The 1,906-nt window shown below is 31.9% G+C and carries 2 protein-coding genes; both read left to right on the forward strand.

What is annotated here, in order from left to right; translation table 11 throughout:
- The coding region (locus ACVCZW_RS19440) for an RHS repeat domain-containing protein (protein WP_452233240.1) at positions 1 to 1,053 on the forward strand (1,053 nt) is incomplete at its 5' end.
- A gap of 6 nt (positions 1,054 to 1,059) precedes the next feature.
- A complete protein-coding gene (locus tag ACVCZW_RS19445) occupies positions 1,060 to 1,620 on the forward strand; it encodes a hypothetical protein (RefSeq protein ID WP_452229598.1) in 561 nt (186 codons plus the stop codon).
- The last annotated feature ends 286 nt before the right edge of the window (positions 1,621 to 1,906 follow it).

The following is a 1,906-nucleotide window of genomic DNA, read 5'->3' on the forward strand; positions in this document are numbered from 1 at the left end:
GGCGGACGATTAGAGAAAAAAGGAAGCTGGAACTATAAATACGATGCCGACGGTTTTTTAACCGAAAAGTACAAAGGTAGTAGCAGCATTTTTAGAAGTAAAAAAGACCATTGGCAATACGAGTGGAATGCTGCTGGTATGCTACAAACTGTAATACGTCCAGACAAACTACAAGTACATTTTACTTACGATGCTTTAGGCAGACGATTAAGTAAAACCTTTAAAAACACCACCACAAAATGGCTTTGGGATGGTAACGTACCATTGCATGAGTGGAAAGAAAACCAAAATGGCGATATTTTAAGTAACAGCACCGTTGGCGATAATGGTATTGTAACTTGGGTTTTTGAAGAAAATAGTTTTATACCAACGGCTAAGCTTAAAAATAATAAGAAATTTAGTATTTTAGCAGACCATTTAGGTACACCAACGAGCATGCATAATGCAGAAGGCGAACAAACTTGGGAACGCTCTTTAGACACTTTTGGTAAGGTAAAGCATGGAGATAACAACTCCTGCCCTTTTATGTATCAAGGACAATATTATGATAGTGAGATAGAACTTGCATATAATAGATTTAGATATTATGATCCTGAAGATGGCAGGTATATTTCACAGGACCCTATTGGGTTGCTTTCTGATGAATATAATCTTTACAATTATGTTGGTGATACTAATGCTTATATTGATGCTTTTGGATTAGCAGGATATAAAGGAAGAAAAAATAAAGATGGCTCGCCAAGTAAAAAGAGAGGACCAAAAACAAAAGGTGAAAATGGACCACACAACGATGTAATTGGTAAAAAAGCAAAAGAATTAGATGACCTAGGCTGGAAAATAGAAGAAGGAGGAAATATAGAAGCTGAAAAACTTCATATCACAGGTGGAGTAAAAAATAGAAGACCAGATATTCTAGCCACAAAAGACGGAAAAACAAAGGTTGTAAATGTTGGAAAACAAAAAAGAGATGGCACTCCAATCAAAAGAGAGCAGCAAGCAATTGATGATTTAAGTAACATTTTTGATGATGTTGAGTTTGTTCCATATAATTAATTTAATATGAAAGTAATTAGTACACAGTTTTTTATAAATCATTCAGAATTATCAGAGTTTGTCGAAAAAATGAGAATATCTAATGATTTAAATATTGGATTTATTGAAAAGAAACCAACTTCTCATACTTTTGGCATTAAAACATTCTGTATTAAAGAAAATATTAACTACAATTCTTTACTTAAATCTAGTGCAAGAATAGTTTTTTCTATCAATGATTTTAATTTGAGTAATACTGAAAAGCCCTATTTATTTTTAGAGAACAATCCAAATATATTATCAATTACTATCGGAGAAGAAACTAAAACATTCTTAAAAGAGTCATGGCTTAGTTCTCTTAAAATATTGACCGATGAAAACTCTTTCAAATTATGGAAAAAAATTGAAAGAGAATTAAAAAAACTTATTATTTCAGGTGGATACAGTGTTTTTGAACCAACAGAAAACAGAAAATTCGAAAGAACATTAAAATATACCAATGGTGCAAAAAAGGCTTTTGAAAAAGGATTAAAAATATTACCTTCTTCTGGTAAGAATATTCATTTTGAATTAACAAAAGAAAACTAAGAAAAATCCAACTGGTACGCTTTTATAAAGCGTGACTAATTGTTTAAATATAATTTAAAAAAGGCTCACTAATAAAAAGTGTGCCTTTTTTACTTTATAGAATAACCTTTTTGAAACCACCAACCATAACGATAGAGAATACAGTAAAGGCGGACGATTAGAGAAAAAAGGAAGCTGGAACTATAAATACGATGCCGACGGTTTTTTAACCGAAAAGTACAAAGGTAGTAGCAGCATTTTTAGAAGTAAAAAAGACCATTGGCAATACGAGTGGAATGCTGCTGGT

Source organism: Lacinutrix sp. MEBiC02595 (assembly GCF_053601555.1).